The sequence below is a fragment of the Micrococcus sp. GbtcB5 genome (assembly GCF_019091605.1).
GTDB lineage: Bacteria > Actinomycetota > Actinomycetes > Actinomycetales > Micrococcaceae > Micrococcus > Micrococcus luteus.
Genome location: NZ_JAGXJK010000268.1, coordinates 1 through 256, shown reverse-complemented (window position 1 = coordinate 256; position 256 = coordinate 1). Strand labels below are relative to the sequence as shown.

Below are 256 nucleotides of genomic sequence, written 5' to 3'. Positions count from 1 at the left end.
CCCGACCCCGCCCGCCGCCGTAGGAGGGCATCCCGGACCCCCGGGGCGCCGGCGCAGCCGCGCAGCTCGGCGAGCCGCTCGGCCAGCTGCTCCGGGTCCCGCCGCAGAGTGCGGAGCACGGCGGGGACGTGCGGCCCCGCGGCTGTGAGGCCGATGTCGCCCACCCGTCCGGGGTCCACGGCCAGCCGTTCCCACGTGCAGACGAGGTCGACCGGTCGCACGTCCGGCTGGGGTTCCAGGGTCAGCCCTCGCCCGA

At 78.9% G+C, this 256-nt stretch carries 1 pseudogene; it reads right to left on the bottom strand.

The window, feature by feature from the left end:
• Positions 1 to 221, bottom strand: a pseudogene (locus KVS67_RS12310) (hypothetical protein); the annotation flags it as partial.
• Between the last annotated feature and the right edge of the window lie 35 nt (positions 222 to 256).